Below are 17,177 nucleotides of genomic sequence, written 5' to 3' on the forward strand. Positions count from 1 at the left end.
AGATTTGGATATATTAACAATTAATTTACCTCAATTTTAATTTTTTACTTTATGAAAGCAGGAATTAATGTTAAATTTTTGATAAAATTGTATAAAGATTAGCGACAATTTGATTTTTCTATGTATCTCCCGGAAAAAAAATGAGCAACCATACTATTGAAATCATTAATATATCTCCTTGTATAATTCCTGAGTCAGAAAAGTATAGTAGAACTCCTCCAAGACCAGAAAGCTTGAGACCTAATGATTATCAAGATAAATTTGACTTCAAAACACTTTGCTATGATGTATTCTTTTCTGAAAATAAAGTTATCTTTTCTGGACCTCCACTCTATGGTCTGAAAAATTTTATTGAGAAAGGAAATTTTTATTTAGATAATAAGGATTATTCTAAAAAAATAAATACAATAGAACTTGATCGCCTTCAAATTAACCACATTGATCAAATAACAAAAAAACCTAAAATCTTAAAATGGAAATATAATAATCTTTCATTTGATATAAAAATTAATGACAATTTACTTGAAAAACTTAAAGATAAAAAGGTCCTATTTACACTTTCAAAAAATAATAAATTTGAATGGATAAGTGACTGGATCTTATTTTATAAAAAAAATCATGAGATCGATACTGTTTTATTTTACGACAATAATTCAGATAATTACTCACTAGAAGAATTAAAAAAATATTTAGAAAAACAGAATTTAGATATCAATATTTACTTAGTTCCATGGAACTTTAAATATGGACCGCAAGGTGGCATATACAGCGGAAAAGGAAAAACACCCTGGGATTCTGATTTTTGTCAGTATGGTATGTTTGAACATGCGAAACATAAATTTTTAAAATACTCTGCAGGTGTAATTAATGCGGATATAGATGAACTAATTATTACCCCAAAAGGAGAATCTATTTTTAAATTACTAGATCAAAACAAGGGTTTAATTTATCCAGGTTTTTGGATCCAATCAATCCCTTTGGATAAAAATAAAGAGACCCGATTTTTTAATTATGCATATCGAAGTAAAAATGACAAGCATACTGATTATAAATGGTGTATTAACCCTTCAAAACTAGATGATCTTACTCAGTGGAAAGTTCATTCTATTAGGAAAGTTTCTTTAAAAAAAATCAAGGGACTATATTATTCTCATTTCAAAGCAATTAATTACAACTGGAAAACCTTACGTACTAACAATATAACATTCAATAACTCAATTCATTATATTGATCAAAAAACATATTCTCGTTTAAATATAACATTCCCAGATGATTCACCCAAATTAAAATTTATTTCCACAAGAAAAAATATATTAGAAAAGTTTAAAAAATTTTTAAATCATTATAAGAACGGAAGCTCTATTTAGAACTTCCATTCTTATTAAGAATCATATTAATTATAGCTAAAAATCTTATTTTCCATGATCTAATTTGCTTTTTCATGCCCAAAGATAAGCTACTTTTTTTCTTTTTACTCCGATTTTTATCAATTACACTTTCAAAACCACTTGGTCTAACTAAAGGCTTCCATATTGAAAGGCCTTTACTATTCCTACTCAACCAATATTGTAAATAGTTATCAATTGGCATGAATATTTCTCGACCTTGCTCCAAAAACTCTTGCGCACCTTGTCTTGACCATATAAGTCCAATCGTTCTTATTGGAAAATAATATGCATGTAATAATGTATGACTATTAAAACTTGCAACCTCCTTAAAAATTTTCTTTTTCTTTGGACCAATATTAATTAAATTCCAATTAATTCTTTTATTCTGATCTAAGTAATTTAAAATTTTATCTATTGTATTTTTATAGTTATTATCAAGTTGCATATCATCCTCTAAAACAATGAGGTAATCAGCATCTGAGGCTAAAAAACGTTCAACACAGCCAACGTGACTCAAATAGCATCCTATTTCGCCACTCAATAAACTTCTACCCATTACTTGTTTAGCTTTTTTATCATTATAATCCTTAAATTCAGTTAAAGCTTTACCACGACCATCAACAGCTGGAAATCTTATAAAATCAATATTTTGAGATGCCAAAATTTCAGAAGCATTTTTTAAACGTTCATCACTTCCGTCCAAATTAATCAGATAAGTAATCGCTTTCATCATGAACCTCTAAACCAAAATTGAATTGGGTAAATAACCAGCCAGCTTTTGCTGCATAGCATCACTCACCTGTTTTGCTTCTGCTGGATTGAATTGATCCAAACTTTGAATACAGCCATATTTTATTGCAGGATTAGCCAAGGCTGAAACGAAACTGTCGAGGCTGTCTTCATTTTTTAGATAAGCCAATTCAATATCAGGTTTCAGCTCAGCTTGCTGCTTTTGAATCTTGATATGATTCATCAGTGAAATAGGATTAAGCTGCTCTACACTGCGGAACTTGTATTTAATCTGGGTTTCCAGCAACTGCGGATATGCCAATAAATAATCCTTTAAGGCATGACGATCGACAATATGTGGATAATGATGGATCTCGAAAAACTTTTTAAAGCCTAAGATATCAGCACCTAACATTTGTGCAATCATATGCTTAGGCTGAATTGGCTTGCCAAATTGAGCCTGCAAAAACTGGCGATATTTTAACTTTATCTTCAGTGCAAAACTGCTTTGCCAGTGACCATAGATAACTAAACTTTCACCATTTAGGAAGTCTTCTACCTGTGCGGTTGAATTAAAGAAGAAATCATCATTCAAATAAATAAAGTAGTCTGATAATCCTTCAATATTCCAGAGCATACTTTCAATCGATCGGGTATTGAAAGTGGGTAAATGCTGCTCATAACCTTTAAAAATTTCCTGATGATCCACTACACGAATCTTATCAGCAGAACACAGGCCTTGTGCAGCAAACTCATCAATAAATTCTGGACGCTGGTTATCGGTCACCACAAAAATATTGCGGCAAAAAGGTACATATTTCAGGATTGAAGCAATATTGTAGTAGATTTCATTGTCACTGGCGAAACGGGTATCACTGACTGCATCAGATGCATCTTCACCAGTCAGATATTTATGACGTTTCCTTTTTAATTCAAGATCATTGCCATCCACCCAGGCAATTACAATATCAATCTGCTGCATTCACTTTATCACTTAAAAATATGTACCTGATGGCTAAATTATTACATCTAATAATTATTGCCAAGCATCCTTGATCCATTGCGATGGCAACACATAACGGTACCATTTACCACCACCGCCATTAATGGCATCTGGTGGATTGATTTCACCATGGAAAATAATAATTTTGACGCCTTCCGGCTTCACTGGTGGCTTGAAATAAGCCATGGGAATTTTTTGCAGACAGTGATATTTATAGCTCTTGCACCAGGAATCCGGCCAATAACTCAGTTTCTTTTCCTGATCAACATACCAGGATAAATAAGCCTGCTCATTACGGAATTTCTGGCGGATTTCGTCAAAATGTTCACGGAAATATGGCATCAGTCCCGGGAAAGCACCTAACTTAAAACGATAAACTGAACTATTTCCAGTAATACGCCATGGGCGTTTCCAGTCATGGATAATCAGAAAATCACCTGGATGGGTAAAGAAACTATCAATATTATCAACAATGACAACATCTAAATCGAGGAATAGTGCATTACCTTTTAAACCATATAAATCAGGTTCAAATGTAGAAAGTTTATTCCAGCCGCGTTCAGGACTGCCTGCTGGCAGGGCCAATGGAGGAATTGGAAAACATTCAACAGCAGAATCAATGCCTTCAGTACGATCTGTCAGACACATCATTTTAAAATCAACCGTGGTATGACGTTTGACCATATTGTATAAACGATTGACGTACTCTGCCCCATATTTGGTGCCCCACTTCATGCATAGCACAATATTCTGTTCAGACTGTGTATGAGTCTGGTCTGACAGTGAGTCGCTTACGTTTTCCTGCATGTATTCATCTTCCACCAGCATTCTGCGCCATATCATACCATTTCTAAAGCAAAGTTACTGCCTGCTTTTCAACGCCTTCATCATACTCAAAAATACTTTATGGTATGATGTGCAGTCGCTTCGAGAACACCAATATTGGCTTGAACTCAAGCCCCCTCTATTAGAAACACATAATCAGGTTGATATGAAAATAGCAGTTGCAGGTACCGGTTACGTCGGCCTTTCCAATGCCATGATCTTCTCACAACATCATGAAGTCGTGGCATTAGATATTATCGACAGCAAAGTTGAAATGTTGAATCAGAAGGTTTCTCCAATTCAGGATCATGACATTTCAGCTTTTTTAAGTGAAAAACCACTGAACTTCCGGGCAACAACTGACAAATATGAAGCTTATCAGAACGCAGATTTTGTCATTATTGCAACACCTACGGATTACGACACTAAAACCAATTATTTTAATACCCAGAGTGTGGAAAGTGTCATTGGTGATGTAACCGAGATTAATCCTCAAGCAGTCATGATTATTAAGTCTACGGTTCCTGTGGGCTTCACCAAAACCGTAAAAGAGAAATTTAATACAGAAAATATTATTTTCTCTCCAGAATTTTTGCGTGAAGGTAAAGCCTTACATGACAACCTTTATCCATCACGTATTATTGTTGGAGAGAAGTCAGCGCGTGCCCAACAATTTGCAGATATGCTGATTGAAGGTGCAATCAAAAAAGACAGCACTGTGCTGTTTACTGACTCAACCGAAGCTGAAGCAATCAAGTTATTTGCCAATACCTATCTGGCTATGCGCGTGGCTTTCTTCAATGAACTGGATACCTATGCACAAACGTTCGGTTTAGATACTCAGCAAATTATTGAAGGTGTCTGTCTGGATCAGCGAATTGGCAACCACTATAACAACCCTTCCTTTGGTTATGGCGGTTACTGCCTACCAAAAGATACCAAGCAGTTATTGGCTAACTACAGTCAGGTACCAAGCAATCTGATACAGGCCATTGTGGATTCTAACCGTACCCGTAAAGACTTCATTGCCGATTCCATTTTAGCTAGAAATCCGTCGGTGGTCGGGATTTATAGACTGGTCATGAAAAGTGGTTCAGATAATTTCCGTGCCTCTGCCATCCAAGGCGTGATGAAACGCCTTAAGGCTAAAGGTATTGAAGTCATTATCTATGAGCCAACGCTCAAAGAAGCAGAGTTCTTTAAATCTGAAGTAATTACTGATTTAGAAATTTTTAAACAGCGGGCAGAGGTGATCATCACCAATCGTCGATCTAAAGATCTCAGTAATGTTGAAGATAAAGTTTATACACGTGATATTTTTGGAGGCGATGAATGAAAATTCTGGTAACAGGTGCAGCAGGTTTTATTGGATTTCATGTTTCCAAAAAGCTTTTAGAACGTGGTGATGATGTCGTCGGGTTCGACAACATGAATGACTACTATGATCCAGCGTTAAAACAGGCACGTGTAGATCTGTTAATTCAAACGGCAGAACAGCAGACGGGGCAGTTCAATTTTATTCATGCTAACCTCGCAGATAAAGCTGTGGTCGAAAAGTGTTTTCAGGAGCATCAATTTGATCGCGTGATTCATCTGGCAGCACAGGCAGGTGTACGCTATTCGCTTGAAAACCCAATGAGCTATGTCGAAAGCAATATTGTAGGCTTTACCAATATTATTGAAGCCTGTCGCTATGCCAAAACGCCACATCTGACCTATGCCAGCACCAGCAGTGTCTATGGTGCCAACACCACCATGCCTTTTAGTGAAAAACATGGTGTTGATCATCCGATCCAGTTTTATGCAGCAACCAAACGTGCCAATGAATTGATGGCGCATAGCTATAGCCATCTATTTAAGCTACCAACGACAGGCCTGCGCTTCTTTACCGTTTATGGTCCTTGGGGTCGCCCAGATATGGCACTATTCAAGTTCACCAAAAACATTATTGAAGGCAAACCTATTCCGGTCTTTAACCACGGCAACCATACCCGTGACTTTACCTTTGTCGTAGATATTGCTGAGGGGGTGATCCGTTCCAGTGACCAGATTGCTGCACCTAATCTAGACTGGGATAGTAATAACCCTGATCCATCAACCAGCAATGCCCCGTTCCGCATCTTTAACATCGGAAATAATTCGCCAGTGAAACTGATTGAATATATCCGTGCCATTGAAAAAGCTGTGGGCAAAGAAGCAATCCTAGACTTACTACCACTGCAACCAGGTGATGTACCGGATACTTTTGCAGATAGTTCTGCTCTGGAACAAAGTGTAAGTTATAAACCTTCAGTATCCGTAGAAGATGGAGTAAAACAGTTCGTGAACTGGTATCGAGACTTTTATCAAGTCTAAAACTCTAAAAAGGACTCACTCTATTTTATTAGCATGGGTCCTTATATATTTAAATTACTAACATGACTTCCATAGAGAACCAAGTTTTTGATCCCATTCTATAGGTGTTATGATCATGCGACCCGCATTCGGTGTTAGGGTAATTTCACTAAAAAACACTTGATCTTGCGATAATAAAAAATCTATTCGACTATAACCATAAGAAAAACACAATGACTCTGATAGTTCTAACAATTTCTCAAGCTGAGGTGGTCGTCCTATATTATTAGGTGCATTTTCTTTCAAATCTACTTTAAATGGTTGTAATAACCATGAAGTATCATAAATATTTGAATATTCATTGTTAAGATTATCAATGATATCTACTTCTAAATACTCTGGCTTCCCTTCAAAACAATGAATACGACAAGTGGTAATTATATATTGATTATTTATATCCATAAAAAGATCAATATATTGTTCAGCTAAAATCATAGGCTGGATATTTTTATAATGCCATTCTCGCTTAAGATAATACATATTCATGCTTAAATGTTTATTGATTTTTAAACGTGCCTTATGAACATCAAAATTGTTTCGATTATTACAAATAATAGCACTACCACTATCATGATTGCACTTCAGAACAAACTTATCTGGAAACTGCTCAAATTTAATATCATCATAGGATTTATATAGTCCTATTAAAGGAACAAAATAATCCCATCCTATTTTTTCTGCTACTAACTTCCTTACTACAGCTTTATCCGCGAGCTTTGTATGCAGAGAATCACGACTAAAAATCATTCGCGCTGTTACTTTCTCATTAAAACTTTGCGGTGCATTAAAATTAGGAATATAACCTAATTTAGACACAAATCTTTTCGTTAAGTATTTTTTGTCTGATACAAATTTAGTTCGAATTACTTTAGCTTGGTAAATAATATTTTCTATCATAATAAATAATGATATCTTACATTTAAGATATTCATTATAACAAATTGAAACAAACAAGATGCAAATGTTTAACTATTTTCTGAATCAAAAAATTAAATATATTACGTAATTAATATTGAAAAAACCTCTCAAATGAGAGGTTTTTTCAAGCAATAAATTCTGAATTACTTCACATAAGTTAACCAGTGTGCATATTTAGGATCTTTACCCTGAACTGCATCAAAATAAGCTTTCTGGATTTGTGTGGTGATTGGACCACGTACACCCTCACCAATCTGACGATCATCGTATTCACGGATTGGTGTTACTTCTGCAGCAGTACCGGTAAAGAATGCTTCATCTGCGATGTAGAACTCATCACGGGTAATACGACGTTCAATTACGTCATAACCCAAGTCTTTAGCAATCGTAATAATCGTTTGACGGGTAATACCATCCAGCGCACCACCTGCGATATCAGGCGTATGAATCACGCCATCACGCACCAGGAATACGTTTTCGCCTGAACCTTGGCATACATAGCCTTGTGGGTCGAGCAGCATTGCTTCATCATAACCTGAATGCGCCACTTCCTGATGCGCAAGAATCGACAAGGTGTAGTTACCTGATGCTTTAGCCTTACACATGGTCACGTTCGGATGATGGTGGGTAAATGAAGACGTTTTTACGCGAATTCCCTTCGCCATCGCCTCTTCACCGAGGTAAGCACCCCAGCTCCATGCCGCAACTACGGCATGAATGGTATTGTCAGTTGCAGCGATACCGAGTTTTTCAGAACCAATAAAAATAATTGGACGTAAATAGCAAGACGCTAATTTGTTTTCACGAACAACATCAATTTGAGCCTGTTCTAATGCTGCTTGATCAAATGGAACTTTCATTTGATAAATTTTTGCAGAATTCAACAAGCGCTTCGTATGTTCTTTAAGACGGAAAATAGCCGTTCCATTCGGGGTTTCATAAGCTCGGACGCCTTCAAACACACCCATGCTGTAATGCAAAGTATGTGTTAATACGTGAGTTTTTGCCTCACGCCAGTCAACTAGTTGTCCATCTTGCCAAATAAAACCATCACGATCAGCCAAATTCATGCCACAAACTCCAATTTCTCACAATTATTCACTATCCAGTGCAAAGTCTGCACTTGGATCAATCAGTCTTTGCCATAACTTGCAAACGGTCATTCGGGTATCGTGCCAGTCGCTTGCAGACACTTGCATGGATTGATTTGCAAGGGCTAAGCGATGGCTCTCGGCGCGTTCACGGAGATAAGCTTGAATCAGAGCAGTCGCATCGTCGCTGGATAAGCAACCTGATTTTGCGGCATCCTCAAGAATTCGTACATTGTCGGAGAAATGGGCGAGATCTTTATTCGTCCCACTCCAAGCCAACACAGCATACTGTGCCATAAATTCGATGTCTACGATACCACCTGCATCTTGTTTTAAATGAAAAATACCATCTTTTTTTTGCTCTTTAGAAGAACCGAGATGCTCCTTCATTTTCTGACGCATTTTCAGTACTTCTGCCCGTACATAATTTTCATCGCGAGGCTGAATCAAAATATCCCGGCGTAAGACTTCGAACTTTTTTCGCAAGCTCATTTCACCCGCAATCGGACGGGCTCGCACCAGTGCCTGATGCTCCCATAGCCAGGCACTTTTGAACTGGTATTGTTCAAAGGCTTTTAAACTGGTCACCAAAAGCCCAGCTTCGCCCGATGGACGCAATCGGGTATCGACTTCATATACACGTCCATCCAAGGTTTGCGTGGTCATCAGTGACATAAACTTTTGTGCAACCCGCATGGCAAATTCAAAGCCACTGATCGGCTTAAGTCCATCGGTATCGGCCTGTTCACCCATATAGTGAATAAACACCAGATCCAGATCCGAGCCATAACCCAATTCAATTCCACCGACTTTACCATAACCAATGACTGCAAAAGCCGTATGCTCGACTGAACAGCGCTGCCCTTCTGCATCCAGTGGAAAACCATGCTTTTTTGCCACAATCTGATAGGCCAGATGCAGCGCTGCATTCACCGATACTTCAGCAATATCGGTCAAGGCATCGGAAACTTTCATTAAAGGACTTTCAGCCAGCACATCACTGGCGGCTACAGCAAGTACATTGGATTTTTTAAACAGGCGCAAAACCCGCATCTGGTCTTCGACCTGGTCAATTTCAATCCGTAAAAGTTGCTGGCGCAAGGAATCTTCCAGATCCTGACGTTTTGGCAATTCAAAATCCATCGACAGGAATTCGTCCAGTAGCACCGGATAATGGGTCAGTTCTTCACAAATCCATGGGCTGACCGTGGCCATCTTCACCAGTCGCTGTAACGCCCCTTTACTCTCAATTAACATCACCAGATATACCGTACGGCGCATTACTGATTCCACCAAGGGCATCAGTCGTACCAGTGCGGTCTGCGGATCATCTGACTGTAAAACTGCTTCGATTAAATGTGGCCAAAAAGTTTTTAAACGCTGCACTGCTTTGGCTGGTAATTTTTTTAAGGCATGCCCATTCCAAAACTCATAGACAAGATTCTTTGCATTCTCGTCCAAAACTTCTTTGAGTTTCTTTTCCAACTGGGAAAAACTTTCAACCAAGGTGTCAGGACCATTTTCCTTGATTAAATGATCAAACTGATACATCACTTTGTCACGCTTTTCATTGAGATATGCCATAAAGCTGTCCCAATCCGCAAAACCAAGTGTGTCCGTTATACGCGCCCTTAACTCTGGCTCTGTCGGTAGTGATTGCGTTTGCTGATCATTCAGTGCCTGAATCGCGTGCTCAACCCGGCGCAGGAATAAATAGGCATTTTCCAGATCCTGCACCGCCTGTTCATCCAGCAACTCGGCATCATCCAGATGATTTAGATTCACCAGACACTGCCGATCCTGCAATTCAAGTTTGGCCCCGCCATAAATCAGCTGAAACACCTGCACGATAAATTCGACTTCGCGAATGCCACCGGCTCCGAGCTTGATATCATCTTCAATATTACGGCGCTGTACTTCGCGCTCGATCATGGCTTTCATTTCGCGCATGGCTTCAAAAGCGCTGTAATCGACGTACTTGCGAAATACAAATGGACGGGTCATCTCCAGCAGCTCGTCGCCTTCTGGACTTGGATTAACAATACGCGCTTTAATCCAGGCATAACGCTCCCATTCACGCCCATGCTGGCTCAGATATTTTTCCAAGGCCGCGTGGCTAATGGCCAGCGCCGAACCATCGCCCCAAGGACGCAGGCGCATATCCACCCGGAATACAAAACCATCTGCCGTGATCTGATCCAGCAAATGAATCAGTTTTTGTCCCCACAGGATGCAAAACTGCTGCACATCAAGACATTTACGTCCATCGGTTTCACCCTGTTCATCGAAGGCAAAAATCAGGTCGATATCACTGGAAAGATTGAGTTCTTGGGCGCCGAGTTTCCCCATGGCAATGACAATCAGATCTTGGACTTTTCCGTTATAGCCGATTGGCTGGCCATACTTGGCAACGACCGGAATACGGGCAAAATCTTTCGCCGCACAGATGCAGGCATCGGCAAAATCGGAGAGCTCTTGGGTGAGAGTAATCACATCGGTGAGTTGATTGGCATCCTGCCAGATCCAGCGAAACATCAAACGAGCCCGCAGAATACGCATTGCGCGCATCCACGTTGCTTCATCGCTTATATTCAGGATGCAATGCTGCACCAGCTGATCAATATATTCCCGACTGAGTGAGCCTTGAAACTGGTCAATTGCATAATCCTGTTCCAGTAAACTCTGGTGATTGGCCAATACCTGTTCGGCATATTGGCTGGCTCTTAAGGTTTTCTGCAATTGTGCCGCATTCATCACTCAACTCTTCCCCTGAAACATTCTGCTTAGTTTTGACATACTCCCACCACTTTCACGATGTTCAAGTGGGGGATTCTAAAAGCAAAAGCTCTTAGGCGACTTCCTCACGGATTTCACTTGCTTTCTGCTTCGCAAGGCGACCTTTACCGCATCCACCCTCCACAGACAAAACGGTGTGACCCACCGCCAAAATATTGCGAGAAGCATTAATATCTGCATTCTCGCCAAAGCCACACTCGACACAACTAAAGTTTGCTTGAGTAAGCCTATTTTCTTTTGCAACGTGACCACATGAACTACAAGTCTGACTTGTATATTTAGGGTCAACTTTAACGAGTAAACCACCTCGCCATTGCTGTTTGTACACCAACATATTAACAAGCATTGACCAACCTTGATCCAAGATTGATTTATTTAAGCCGGACTTGGCTTTAACATTCTTTCCTTTTTTCTCGATTGAGCCTTTCGCTGACTTCGACATATTGGCTACTTTTAAGTCCTCAACTACGATCATTGCGTGGTTTTTGCTGAGCGTTGTGGTGACTTTGTGCAAGTAGTCATGCCGAATATTGGCAATATGATGGTGTAATGTATTGATCTTGAGATTCAGCTTTTTCCAATTTTGACTGAACTTGTTTTTCTTTCTCAGCTTGCGCTGAAGCCTAGCCAACTTTACTTGATTGGCCTTGAAACTATTGATCGGGTCGAATACTTGACCACTAGACGTTGTAATTAACTTTTTAACACCTAAATCAATGCCAACGGCTGATTTTGATGGGTGGACTGGTGCTTCTACTGTGTTTTCAGCACCAAATGACACATACCATTTCCCGACATGCTTTGAGATTGTGACGTTCTTAATCTCACCCACAATATTTTGTGATTTTCTGAATTTCACAACGCCAATGTCATTAGGTAACTTAACTTGGTTGCCTTTAACCCAACAATATCTGCCAAATTGAACAATACGAATGGAATCATAACCATCAGATTTCTTTTTGAATCGTGGCATAAGTGTTCTAAGTTGAACTTCACCACCATCGGATAATTTAAAAAATCGTGGCTTCTTAGCTCTAAATGGTTTTTGCTTTAACTTAGCTTGTTCCTTTTTGTTAAAAAACTTCCCCCAAGCATCACCAAGATCACGAACTTTTTGTTGGAGTGAAACGCCATTTGAGCTGTTTTCTAGAAAAGCACATTCAGGTTTTTTGCGTAATTCAGGAATTTTATTGACTAAATTAACTTTGTTGATTCGCTCATTATTAGCAAGCATCTCGAACGAAACAGCTAAAATTTGATTCCAAACAAAACGTGCAGAGCCAAGCAACTTGTTTAAAACAAGCTCCTGTTCCGCATTAGGCTCAAGCCTAAATTTGTACGCTTTGTTGATCTTCATTTCGCCTTAAATCTATTTAGATACAGAAACTTAATGCAAATTATTCTATCATATTGCACTAAAAAAAAGTCGTGAAATTCACCTCCACCCTAATGTTGGGTGGAGTCCTCTTTCACACTAAAGATAGCAGGAGTTTTGTCTCAGTGGGAATGTTTTAGTTTGAAATTTACCTTTTAAGATTGCTCGGCATGTACATCTTCAAGCACTAGCGCCTGATGATCATTGGTAACCATCGGCAAATGCACAGTAAAGGTCGTACCACGGCCCTCTTTGGAATCTACAGCAATTTGACCATGGTTCAGGTCAATAAAGCGCTTGCAGAGTACCAGACCCAAACCTACCCCTTTCTCTTCAGCTGTGCCTCTGACACTCACACCCAAAGTCGGTTTAAACAGATTCTGCATCTGTTCTTCGTTCATGCCCAATCCAGTATCCTGAATCGTAATCTTGACCTGCTCGCCTTCCATCTCTGCAGCTAAAATCACTTTACCGCCTTGATTCACCGGGGTAAATTTAAGCGCATTCGACACCAGGTTCTGCAAGACAGAGGTAATCATGTTGATATCCGCATGTACCTTGATGTCTTCAGGAATATTATCAACCAGTTCAATTTTTTTATTTAAGGCCAGACTTTTCAGCACACTGCACACAATATTACTGGATTGTTTCAATTCATAATTAATCGGATGATAAATAAAGCGTCCACCCTCTGCCATCGCCCAAGTCAGCAGGCTTTCCAGCAGGTTATAGGTCGATTGTGCATTATCATATAAATAATCCGCGATGCTCTGGATACTGGATTCGTCCAGAGTGTCACGCTCCTGCGCTAGCACTTCGGAAAAGCCCAGTAAACCATGAAATGGTGCACGCAAGTCATGCGCAATAATCTGGAAAAATTTGGTTTTACTGAAGTTGAGTGCGCATTGCTGTTCATATAATTCTTTCAGTTCAGTATGTTCTTGATTAAGCTGAATTCGAATCACTAAACTTTCAGCAAATTGTTTAATAGTGGCAATATCATCCTGATCAAACCCTTCAGTCTGATCATCAAAGAAAATGACCTGTCCAAAAGACACACCGCTACTTGATTTTAAATTAAAGGCGACTAATCTCTGATGCGCTACACCGAGATTTTTCACATAATTTGACAGTTCTGTATAAGCAGGATGCGTCTGGTCAATGACATCTGCGTGTTGCAGATACGTAGGCAGATTCACGTCCTGCGGGGCGTGCAAAGCCCGGAAACCGCGCGGACAGCTGTACCAGATATAGGGCTCCGTGTGGAAGCGAATAATGCTGGTTTTAACGTTTAAAACTTTACGGGCGATCTTACAAAAGGTGTCTAATAGGTTGTTGGAGGTATAGACACCTAAAATGAGAGATATACGGCACGAGCTTAATTGCTCCGTATTCTGACCGACCTCTAGCAGTTTTAGTTCCATGTCTGCCTCTCTGAATGTTTATGGAATATAGAAAACACTGCCGACCAAATTCATACAATCAATAACAAAGATTCTATATTTACTCAACGATGAAAACTCACCTATAGGTTAAAGGATTTGTTAACCTGTTTCTATCCAGATACATTCTTAACCGCAAAGCACTGATATTTAATTGATTAAGAATAACTTGAAAATTTACTATTCGAAAAAACCTACATAAGTATTTGAAATTAATATATCTCACCTAAAATAAGCATGTTTATTTGTATTTACTGTAACACACTATTGACTAAAAAATACCCACTATAGCTTTTTACTCTATTTGGAGTAAAAGCTAATGATTTTTCAATTATATAACTTGACCTTATGATTAAAAAGAAATTTTATATCAGGTCTCATCTATCTAATAACACTCAGAATTATTTTTTAATTTTTAAAACTATCTTAACAATTCCAGTCTACGAAATATTTAAATATCAGGATATTGACTAAAAACAGGCCAAAAAAGCCACTGAGAATTGTAAAGATTTTACATTCATTAACAAATTAATTGCAGAAATTTTGTATTTTTTATCATCAATGCAGTTTTAGAAGCTGGAATAGTAATATTAAGATAGACCACTTATAGACTATGCATGTCCAAGTCAAACCAATCAGTTCAAAACAGCTATAAAAAAGCGGCCTAAAAAAGACCGCCTTTTTACATGGCTGCTTAATTGTCAGAAATCAACGCCACTTGCTGTACATAGTTAAACAGCTTTAATTTAGAAGCATTCACTTCTTCTTCAGGTGCTTGATTCTTTAAATCACGGTGTACCCGAAGATAATGTTGACGTAAGGTATGACGCTCTGTCGCATTATAGGTTTTGGTAAATTCATTGATGGCTGGATCACCATCTTTGACAATTCGATCCACCCAACGCTGTAATTGAGCTGTCTTTTTAAGACCTTGTTTAGGTGTTAAATAAGACAAAATTACCGTTTCATTTTCATTGCGTAATAATTTACCAATCCGTGAAAATTGACGGCGACGTGCTTCATGCGAACTAATTGCCTGCACATCAAGCAAGGCGTCAATCAAACGCTCATCTACGGGTAGGTTTTTAATTTGTTTAGCGCTCAGCTCTGCAAGCTGCGCACCTAAAGCAGCCATACGCTGGACTGCTTTTTTCTGTTCGGTCTTACTTGCGCGTCCCTCTAAAGAATCAAAATCTTCTTCAGTTAAACTGTTCGGTCGACGTGCCACGATTAATCTGCCTCATAAAATTTTGCTGCAAATAGTGCCTGAATTTCAGATAAGGCTTTTTCCTCATCTGCTCCTTCAATCACCAAGCGTAAAGTTGTTCCTTTGCCCGCACCGAGCATCAGCAAGGACATGATATTTTTTGCATCTACCAGTTTATCCGCTTTGCCAATCTGGATACTGGAACGAAATTTGGTGGTAACTTCTATCAGTTTACCAGATGCGCGTGCATGTAAACCCAGTTTATTAATTACGTCAACTGTCGTATCAATCATGACCAGTGCTTCATTTCTCGATGGAGGACTTGAATAGACCATTTTGCCTCAAGGGCTTTTTTTAGTCTATCCACAATATAAACAGAACGATGCTGACCACCGGTACAACCTATCGACACGGTCATATAATGACGATGCCCTTCGGCAAAGGTCGGCAACCACTTGTCCAGAAAATGATACAGATCATTGAACATGTCCTCGACCTGATCGCTCTTTTGTAAAAACGCCTGCACCGGCTGATCTAGCCCTGAAAATTTGCGCAGTTCCAGTTCCCAATGCGGATTTGGCAAATGCCGGACATCAAAGACATAATCGGCATCCAGTGGAATGCCATGCTTATAACCAAAGGATTGCAGAATCAGGATCAGGTTATCGGCCTGTCCCAGCTTGGACAATAAGGTATGTTTCAGGTCATGTACGCTTTTATCGGTAGTATCGATATGAACTGTAGAACGCAACTGAATCGGCATCAACAGGATTTTTTCTTCCTGAATGCACTGATTCAAGCTTTTAAAGCGTGAAGCTAAAGGATGCGGTCGACGCGAAGCACTAAAGCGGGCAATCAGCTCCTGATCCTGCGTGGTCAAATAGATAATATCAACCGAACCATGCTGTTGCAGCTGTTCAAATACATGATCAAATTCTTGTAAATCCGCCCGCGTGCTACGTACATCGACGCCCAGCGCCAACTGTTCCAGATTATTTTCACTGTCCAGTTTTGCCACGATTTCGGGAAGCAATGCCAAAGGCAAATTATCAATACAGTAATACCCCAGATCTTCAAGCACCTGTAATGCAGATGATTTCCCCGAACCAGATTGTCCTGTGACAATTAAAATGCGCTTCATGCATGTTACCCTTTCATCTTAGCCGGCAGTGTATTTAACCTGCAGGTTGTCGATCAGACGTGTATTCCCCAGCTTTGCAGCTATAAATAACACAAGATCTTGATTAAACGTATGAATTTTTTGTAATTCTGGAGTGCGGGCTTCAACATAATCCACCACAAACCCGGCATCGGTTAAAGTCTGGCGAATCTCTGCCAATACCGTTTCCAGCTCCACGCCTGCATGTAATTGCTGTTCAGCCTTTTGCAAGCTTTGATAAATGACCGGTGCGATTGCACGATGCTCTTCACTTAAATAACCATTGCGCGAACTTAAAGCCAAGCCGTCTTCTGCACGGGCAATCGGCACACCAATCACTTCCAGTGGAATATTCAGGTCTTGTACAAACTGACGAATGACCGCCAATTGCTGATAATCTTTCTGGCCAAAGAAGGCGTAATTCGGCTGTACGATGTTAAACAATTTAGTGACCACCACCGCCACGCCATCAAAATGGCCGGGACGCTGCAAACCACATAAATCATTAGTAATGTCAGAAACACTGATATTGGTCAGACGCGGTTTTTTACCATACATTTGTTCAACCGTCGGCGCAAACACGATGTCACAACCAACTTCTGCCAAAAGCTGCTGGTCCTGCTCAAGCGTACGCGGATAGCTGTCAAAATCTTCATTTGGCCCAAACTGGATCGGATTGACAAAGATACTGACCACCACCACATCACACAACTTACGCGCTTCACGCACCAAGTTTAAATGTCCTTGATGCAGATTACCCATGGTTGGTACAAAACCGATAATCTTGCGATTGGTACGCGCCGGATTTAATGATGCCGCTAAGCCCTGAATGGTGGTTTCTGTTTTCATC

15 protein-coding genes are annotated in these 17,177 nt (G+C 39.5%); 3 read left to right on the top strand and 12 right to left on the bottom strand.

What is annotated here, in order from left to right; genetic code table 11:
• The first annotated feature begins 140 nt into the window (after positions 1-140).
• The gene (locus NI470_RS02900) at positions 141-1,367 is read left to right on the top strand and encodes a hypothetical protein (protein WP_253147686.1); all 1,227 of its coding nucleotides are present in this window, start codon (positions 141-143) and stop codon (positions 1,365-1,367) included.
• Here NI470_RS02900 and NI470_RS02905 read toward each other — a convergent pair.
• From NI470_RS02905 to NI470_RS02915, 3 genes are read right to left on the bottom strand one after another with little or no spacing between them, the layout of a single operon-like run.
• Entirely contained in the window at positions 1,360-2,118 is a 759-nt protein-coding gene (locus NI470_RS02905) for a glycosyltransferase family 25 protein (RefSeq protein ID WP_253147774.1), read from the bottom strand. The genes NI470_RS02900 and NI470_RS02905 overlap by 8 nt on opposite strands.
• Positions 2,119-2,127: 9 nt before the next feature.
• Complete coding sequence (locus tag NI470_RS02910) at positions 2,128-3,099, bottom strand: stealth family protein (RefSeq protein WP_253147687.1); 972 nt, start codon at positions 3,097-3,099, stop codon at positions 2,128-2,130.
• A gap of 54 nt (positions 3,100-3,153) precedes the next feature.
• Positions 3,154-3,927, bottom strand: a complete 774-nt coding sequence (locus NI470_RS02915) for a glycosyltransferase (RefSeq protein ID WP_180087119.1) — start codon at positions 3,925-3,927, stop codon at positions 3,154-3,156.
• 184 nt (positions 3,928-4,111) lie between these two features.
• Between NI470_RS02915 and NI470_RS02920 the strand changes: the two genes are divergently transcribed.
• Positions 4,112-5,281 carry a nucleotide sugar dehydrogenase gene (locus NI470_RS02920; RefSeq protein ID WP_180087078.1) on the top strand — a complete coding sequence of 390 codons (1,170 nt, stop codon included), beginning with the start codon at positions 4,112-4,114 and terminating at the stop codon, positions 5,279-5,281.
• Entirely contained in the window at positions 5,278-6,300 is a 1,023-nt protein-coding gene (locus NI470_RS02925) for an NAD-dependent epimerase (protein ID WP_180087079.1), read from the top strand. Before NI470_RS02920 ends, NI470_RS02925 begins: the two co-directional genes overlap by 4 nt.
• A gap of 57 nt (positions 6,301-6,357) precedes the next feature.
• On the opposite strand, the gene NI470_RS02930 is transcribed toward NI470_RS02925, so the two are convergent.
• The 9 genes from NI470_RS02930 to panC form a co-directional block, all read right to left on the bottom strand.
• On the bottom strand, positions 6,358-7,236 hold the full coding sequence (locus tag NI470_RS02930) for an ATP-grasp fold amidoligase family protein (protein WP_180031526.1): 879 nt from the start codon (positions 7,234-7,236) through the stop codon (positions 6,358-6,360).
• Between the two features lie 164 nt (positions 7,237-7,400).
• Positions 7,401-8,327, bottom strand: coding sequence for a branched-chain amino acid transaminase (locus tag NI470_RS02935; RefSeq protein ID WP_004278329.1), 927 nt, complete (start codon positions 8,325-8,327; stop codon positions 7,401-7,403).
• A 24-nt stretch (positions 8,328-8,351) separates the two neighbouring features.
• Positions 8,352-11,102, bottom strand: a complete 2,751-nt coding sequence (gene glnE, locus NI470_RS02940; protein ID WP_253147688.1) for a bifunctional [glutamate--ammonia ligase]-adenylyl-L-tyrosine phosphorylase/[glutamate--ammonia-ligase] adenylyltransferase — start codon at positions 11,100-11,102, stop codon at positions 8,352-8,354.
• 94 nt (positions 11,103-11,196) lie between these two features.
• Positions 11,197-12,501 carry an RNA-guided endonuclease InsQ/TnpB family protein gene (locus NI470_RS02945; RefSeq protein WP_253147689.1) on the bottom strand — a complete coding sequence of 435 codons (1,305 nt, stop codon included), beginning with the start codon at positions 12,499-12,501 and terminating at the stop codon, positions 11,197-11,199.
• Positions 12,502-12,674: 173 nt separating this feature from the next.
• Positions 12,675-13,943, bottom strand: coding sequence for a sensor histidine kinase (locus tag NI470_RS02950; protein ID WP_253147690.1), 1,269 nt, complete (start codon positions 13,941-13,943; stop codon positions 12,675-12,677).
• 712 nt (positions 13,944-14,655) lie between these two features.
• Entirely contained in the window at positions 14,656-15,189 is a 534-nt protein-coding gene (gene yjgA, locus NI470_RS02955; protein ID WP_004278333.1) for a ribosome biogenesis factor YjgA, read from the bottom strand.
• Between the two features lie 2 nt (positions 15,190-15,191).
• Positions 15,192-15,461: an HPr family phosphocarrier protein gene (locus NI470_RS02960; RefSeq protein ID WP_044109984.1), complete on the bottom strand. Its 270-nt coding sequence runs from the start codon at positions 15,459-15,461 to the stop codon at positions 15,192-15,194.
• Positions 15,458-16,309, bottom strand: a complete 852-nt coding sequence (gene rapZ, locus NI470_RS02965; RefSeq protein ID WP_004278335.1) for an RNase adapter RapZ — start codon at positions 16,307-16,309, stop codon at positions 15,458-15,460. The genes NI470_RS02960 and rapZ overlap by 4 nt, the downstream gene beginning before the upstream one ends.
• A gap of 18 nt (positions 16,310-16,327) precedes the next feature.
• Positions 16,328-17,176, bottom strand: coding sequence for a pantoate--beta-alanine ligase (gene panC, locus NI470_RS02970; RefSeq protein WP_253147691.1), 849 nt, complete (start codon positions 17,174-17,176; stop codon positions 16,328-16,330).
• Position 17,177: the final 1 nt, after the last annotated feature.

Origin of the sequence: Acinetobacter lwoffii (assembly GCF_024129115.1) — a bacterium.
Taxonomy (GTDB): Bacteria; Pseudomonadota; Gammaproteobacteria; order Pseudomonadales; family Moraxellaceae; genus Acinetobacter; species Acinetobacter lwoffii_T.